At 63.7% G+C, this 5,081-nt stretch carries 7 protein-coding genes; 6 read left to right on the top strand and 1 reads right to left on the bottom strand.

The window, feature by feature from the left end; translation table 11 throughout:
- From Q0L94_RS15090 to amt, 3 genes are all read left to right on the top strand, one after another.
- On the top strand, nucleotides 1–451 hold a 451-nt coding region (locus tag Q0L94_RS15090; RefSeq protein ID WP_296754779.1), incomplete at its 5' end, for a TorF family putative porin.
- A 56-nt stretch (nucleotides 452–507) separates the two neighbouring features.
- Nucleotides 508–846: a P-II family nitrogen regulator gene (glnK, locus tag Q0L94_RS15085; protein WP_296754776.1), complete on the top strand. Its 339-nt coding sequence runs from the start codon at nucleotides 508–510 to the stop codon at nucleotides 844–846.
- Nucleotides 847–856: 10 nt separating this feature from the next.
- Nucleotides 857–2,239 carry an ammonium transporter gene (gene amt / locus Q0L94_RS15080; RefSeq protein WP_296754774.1) on the top strand — a complete coding sequence of 461 codons (1,383 nt, stop codon included), beginning with the start codon at nucleotides 857–859 and terminating at the stop codon, nucleotides 2,237–2,239.
- Nucleotides 2,240–2,601: 362 nt separating this feature from the next.
- Here the strand turns inward: amt and Q0L94_RS15075 are convergent, their stop codons facing one another.
- Entirely contained in the window at nucleotides 2,602–3,273 is a 672-nt protein-coding gene (locus Q0L94_RS15075) for a YceH family protein (protein WP_296754773.1), read from the bottom strand.
- 309 nt (nucleotides 3,274–3,582) lie between these two features.
- Here Q0L94_RS15075 and Q0L94_RS15070 point away from each other — a divergent pair, with 309 nt between their 5' ends.
- From Q0L94_RS15070 to Q0L94_RS15060, 3 genes are all read left to right on the top strand, one after another.
- Nucleotides 3,583–3,795, top strand: a complete 213-nt coding sequence (locus Q0L94_RS15070; RefSeq protein ID WP_296754771.1) for an SHOCT domain-containing protein — start codon at nucleotides 3,583–3,585, stop codon at nucleotides 3,793–3,795.
- 234 nt (nucleotides 3,796–4,029) lie between these two features.
- Nucleotides 4,030–4,905 carry an ATPase gene (locus tag Q0L94_RS15065; protein ID WP_296754769.1) on the top strand — a complete coding sequence of 292 codons (876 nt, stop codon included), beginning with the start codon at nucleotides 4,030–4,032 and terminating at the stop codon, nucleotides 4,903–4,905.
- 2 nt (nucleotides 4,906–4,907) lie between these two features.
- Nucleotides 4,908–5,081 (top strand): homoserine O-succinyltransferase (locus Q0L94_RS15060; RefSeq protein WP_296754780.1); only part of this gene is annotated, 174 nt, incomplete at its 3' end.

The following is a 5,081-nucleotide window of genomic DNA, read 5'->3' as shown; positions in this document are numbered from 1 at the left end:
CAACATGGAATGGGACGTCTATGGCGGCTACAGCGGCAAGATTACCGGCGATCTCGGCTACAACGTCGGCCTGCTCCAGTATTTCTACCCCGACCTGTCCGATGCCGACACGCTTGAAGCCTATGCCGCCCTGACCTGGAAGGGGTTCGGCCTGAAGGCTTCCTACAGCACCACGGATTATTTCGGCGCGGCCGATTCTGACGGCACGGTCTACTGGGATGCCAGCTTCAACTATGAGCTGCCCGCTGCGGTCATGCTCGGTCTTCACTATGGCTACACCGCGGGCCAAGGCGCCCAGGCTGACTACGCCGACTGGAAGATTGGCGTCAGCAAGGAATTCGGCGGCTTCAACTTCGGCCTTGCCTATGTGGCCACCGACGACGACGGCGAGGATCTGTACGGCAAGGTGGCCGACGATCGCTTCATCGTTTCAGTCGGCAAAACGTTCTGAACCGGCTTGAACCTGGGCGGCAGCCGCCCGGTTTTTCCATTTGAGGGAGATTAGGCATGAAATTCGTAACGGCAATCATCAAGCCGTTCAAGCTGGACGAAGTGCGCGAGGCGTTGTCCGCCATCGGCGTCACCGGCCTGACGGTCACGGAAGTGAAGGGATTCGGGCGGCAGAAAGGCCACACCGAACTGTATCGCGGAGCGGAATACGTGGTCGATTTTCTGCCCAAGGTGAAGATTGAAATCGCCATCAGCGCCGAGCTGCTCGAGCGCGTGATCGAGGCAATCGAGAAAGCCGCCAATACCGGCAAGATCGGCGACGGCAAGATTTTTGTCACCAGCCTGGAACAGGTCGTGCGTATCCGCACGGGCGAATCCGGCCCCGACGCCCTGTAAGGAGCCGACCATGAAAAAACTATTTGCTTCGCTGGGCCTGATGGCCTTCCTGCTTGTTCCGGGCCTCGGCCTGGCGCAGGAAGCCGTGGAGCCGGTGGCCGAGGCGGTGACCGCGGTGGCCGGGACGGTCGACGCTGCGACCCCCGCCGCCCCGGTGCCGGACAAGGGCGACACCGCCTGGATGATGGTTTCCACCCTGCTGGTGGTCCTGATGATCGTTCCGGGCGTTGCGCTCTTCTACGGCGGCCTGGTGCGCGCCAAGAACATGCTGTCGGTGCTGACCCAGGTGATGGCGATCTTCGCGCTCATCGCGATCCTGTGGGCGGTCTACGGCTACTCGCTGGCCTTCGGCGATGGCGGCAGCATGAACTGGGCGATCGGCGACCTCTCGAAGCTGTTCCTCGCCGGCATCACCCCGGACAGCACGGCGGCGACCTTCACCGACGGCGTGGTCATTCCCGAATTCACCTTCGTCGCCTTCCAGCTGACCTTCGCCGTCATCACCACGGCGCTGATCATCGGCGGTCTGGCGGAACGGGTGAAATTCTCGTCGCTGCTGGTGTTTTCGGTGCTGTGGTTCACCTTCGCCTATCTGCCGATCGCACACATGGTGTGGGCAACTGGCGGCTACCTGTTCGAAGCGGGCGATCTCGATTTCGCGGGCGGCACCGTGGTGCACATCAACTCGGGCGTGGCGGCGCTGGTGGGCGCGCTGGTGCTCGGCAAGCGCATCGGCTACGGCCGTGACGCGATGCCGCCGCACAGCCTGCCGATGACCATGATTGGCGCCTCGCTGCTGTGGGTGGGCTGGTTCGGCTTCAACGCCGGCTCCAACCTCGAAGCCACCGGCGGCGCGGCGCTCGCCTTCATCAACACCATCCTCGCCCCGGCTGCGGCGGCGCTGGCCTGGATGTTCGCCGAGTGGATGCTGCGCGGCAAACCCTCCATGCTGGGTCTGGCGTCGGGCATCGTCGCGGGCCTGGTGGTGATCACCCCGGCGGCCGGTCTGGTCGGCCCGATGGGCGCGATCATTCTCGGTGCGATTGGCGGTGTGGCCTGCCTGTGGGGTGTCACCGGCCTGAAGAAGGCGCTGGGCTACGACGAGTCGCTCGACGTGTTCGGCATCCATGGCATCGGCGGCATCATCGGCGCCATCGGCACCGGCGTCTTCGTCTCGCCGGCGCTGGGCGGCGTGGGCGTCGACGACTACTCGATGGCCGGCCAGGTGGTGACGCAGGCGACCGGCGTACTGCTCACCATCGTGTGGTCGGGCGTGGTGAGTTTCGTCGCCTTCAAGCTGATCGACATGACCATGGGTCTGCGCGTCAGCGAAGAGCAGGAACGCGAAGGTCTCGATACTGCCAGCCACGGCGAGCGGGCCTACAACGCGTAAATCAACTCCCTTTCTCCGAAGGATCCTGGGGCGCCCTGCAGGGCGCCCTTTTTTGGTGCTCAGGCCAAGGGCGCGTTCCGGCGCGCGCGATGAATCGGCTGAGTACCCGCCGCGCCACACCATGCACATTGGCTGCAACGGGCTATTGAGACAGCCAGGCAATGTTTGAATCCAGCAGTGTTTTTCGCGCCGTCCTGAGCGAGACGGTTCGTTGAGCCGCCTCAATAGAGCGTTGTTTTCAATGCTTATTGATTCGGCCTGCCGTGCCGTCTCATGCAGTCCGGGCAAGCTGACACTGAATGGCGTTTCAAACTTCATACGGCCGAACCAATAAATGCCGCGACCCTTGCGGGCCGGACCTGTCAGCCCGGCATTCCCCGTTCGGCACAAAGCGTGTCCACCAGGCTTTTCAATCTGTCGACTTCCACTTCCAACCGCGCCACCTGGGTCTTGAGCGCGGCGATCTCGCCCACGCCTGGATCGGCGCTGGATTCGGCTGCCGGGGAAGCTGCAGCGGACTCGACGGCCGGCGCGCCGCTGAGCAGATGGGCCCAGCGATTCTCGCGCGAGCCGGGCTGACGCGGCAGCTCGGCCACCATGGCAGCGTCGGGCCGTTCCGCCAGTTCCTGCAGAAAAGCGTCCACTGCCGAGATGTCGGCGAAACGGTGCAGGCGTTCGCTGTTGATGCGCAGTTCACCCGCGGTCTGCGGGCCGCGCAGCATCAGCACGGTGAGCAGGGCGACGGCCTGGGAGGGCAGGCGCAAGGCCTTTTCCATGTTGTGGGCGTAGCGGGTAACGCGGCCACCGCTGGATTCGACGACCAGAGCCGGCCCCCTGAGGCTGTCGATGGCGGCCTGCACCTCGGCCTCGCTGGCCTCGATCACGGGATGACGGCTAGTTTTCTGGTTGCAGCCGGCCACCAGAGCGTTGAGGGACAGCGGATAGGTATCGGGCACGGTGTGCTGCTTTTCGCAGAGCACGCCGAGGACGCGGGTTTCGAGCAGGGACAGGACGGGCAGGCGGGAGGCGGTCATGAAGAGGGCGGATGGTATCGGTCGGGCCATTTATTATGCCCCGCCGTGATGAAAGCGTTTGCCGAGGGGTTGCCTGGTGCTGGCTTGCTGTCGGAACCGGCTCATCTATGATTGATGAAATACTGCTGGCTGGAACGAGGTTGACGTTGAGTCATGCCGGTACGCCGACCATCGGGCTAAGCCCATAAAAACCCCGGGATATGCCCCTTGAAACCGAGCGGCATGGGCAAGCCCTGAGGACTGAGCCAAGTAGGAAGCGGATGCAGGGCGCACCTGCCGCTGATGCGGTTGAGCTGAAGGAGGCGGGATATGCTTGGATTCGAGCACTACGGCATGGGGTGGGGGATGCTGCTGGGATGGTTTCTGCCCCTCCTGCTGCTGGTTCTGATCGGCCTGTATTTCGTTCGCAGCCATGGCGACAAACCGAAGCGCACCGCGCTGGACATTCTGGAAGAACGCTATGCACGCGGCGAGATCGATCGCGACGAATTCCTCAAACGACGCGGCGATCTGATGCAATAAGCGCTGTCTTCCCTGATGGCGGCTCCTGGCCATGGGTTTCAGCTTGGCTTCCGTTGTTTTCAATGCGTTGCGGCTGCGCCGGATATCGATCTGATCCAGCGCCTCGCAGCCGGGCGCGAACAGGCGCAGATTGCGACCGGCCGTGCGGTCTGCGGAAGACCATTCTGCTGCGCGGCCTTTTTAATTGGGTGGCTTTTCGGTAGGCTTCGCGCTAATCCAACGAAAACCGGCCCCATGCATTTCAGCCCCGAAACTTTCCGCGCCTGGCCGACCAAGCGCATCACCCTGCTCGGCATGTCCGGCGTCGGCAAGACGCACATCTCGTCGATGCTGCGCGGCCACGACTGGTTCCATTTTTCCGGCGACTACCGCATCGGCACGCGCTATCTCGACGAGCCCATCCTCGACCTGATCAAGCAGCAGGCGATGCAGGTGCCGTTTCTATGCAACCTGTTGCGGCGCGACTGGATCGACATCAAGAACAACATCAAGATCCACGATCTCGGGCCGGTGCTGACCTTCGTCGGCAAGCTCGGCGGGCCGGCGTGGGGCGGACTCTCGCTGGACGAGTTCACGCGCCGTCAGGCGGCTTATCGCGACGCCGAAATCGCCGCCATGCGCGACGTGCCGGACTTCATCCGCAAGGGCCAGGAAATCTACGGCTATCCACACTTCGTCAACGACGTCGGCGGCAGCCTGTGCGAGCTGGACGAGCCCGGCGTGGTCGAACTGCTGGCGGAGCACACGCTGATCCTCTACATCCAGACCACCACCCGCGAAGAGGAGGACACGCTGATCAAGCGCGCGCAGTCCGATCCCAAGCCGCTGTATTTCCGCCCGGCTTTCCTGGCCGAGCACCTGCCGCGCTATCTCCGGGAAAAAGGCCTCGAATTCGTGGCCGAGGCCGAGCCGGACGATTTCGCGCGCTGGGTGTTCCCGCGCCTGTTCCATTCGCGTATCCCGCGCTACGAGGCGATCGCGCAGCCGCACGGCTACACGGTGACCTCGCAGGAGGTGGCGCAGGTGCGCGACGAGCGCGATTTCCTCGCGCTGCTGGAAACCGCGATTGCCAGGAAAAGCGAGGCGTCAGGCATGAGGCGCGAGGCGTAATCATGCCGCTGGTCGCGCACAATGCCCTGCCCACTTTCGAACGCCTGCGCCAGGATGGCATCACGGTGCTGTCGACCGAGCGCGCGGCCAACCAGGAAATCCGCGAGCTGCACGTCGGCCTGCTGAACATGATGCCGGACGCGGCGCTGGAGGCGACCGAGCGCCAGTTCTACCGG

Source organism: Thiobacillus sp. (genome assembly GCF_024708915.1).
The sequence above is the reverse complement of the archived record's forward strand: the minus strand, read 5'-3'. Positions and strand labels throughout refer to the sequence as shown.

Coding starts and splice junctions, on each gene's coding strand:
- Q0L94_RS15065 (WP_296754769.1), top strand. CDS start 4,030: ATGCATTTCAGCCCCGAAACTTTCCGCGCCTGGCCGACCAAGCGCATC.
- amt (WP_296754774.1), top strand. CDS start 857: ATGAAAAAACTATTTGCTTCGCTGGGCCTGATGGCCTTCCTGCTTGTT.
- Q0L94_RS15075 (WP_296754773.1), bottom strand. CDS start 3,273: ATGACCGCCTCCCGCCTGCCCGTCCTGTCCCTGCTCGAAACCCGCGTC.
- glnK (WP_296754776.1), top strand. CDS start 508: ATGAAATTCGTAACGGCAATCATCAAGCCGTTCAAGCTGGACGAAGTG.
- Q0L94_RS15070 (WP_296754771.1), top strand. CDS start 3,583: ATGCTTGGATTCGAGCACTACGGCATGGGGTGGGGGATGCTGCTGGGA.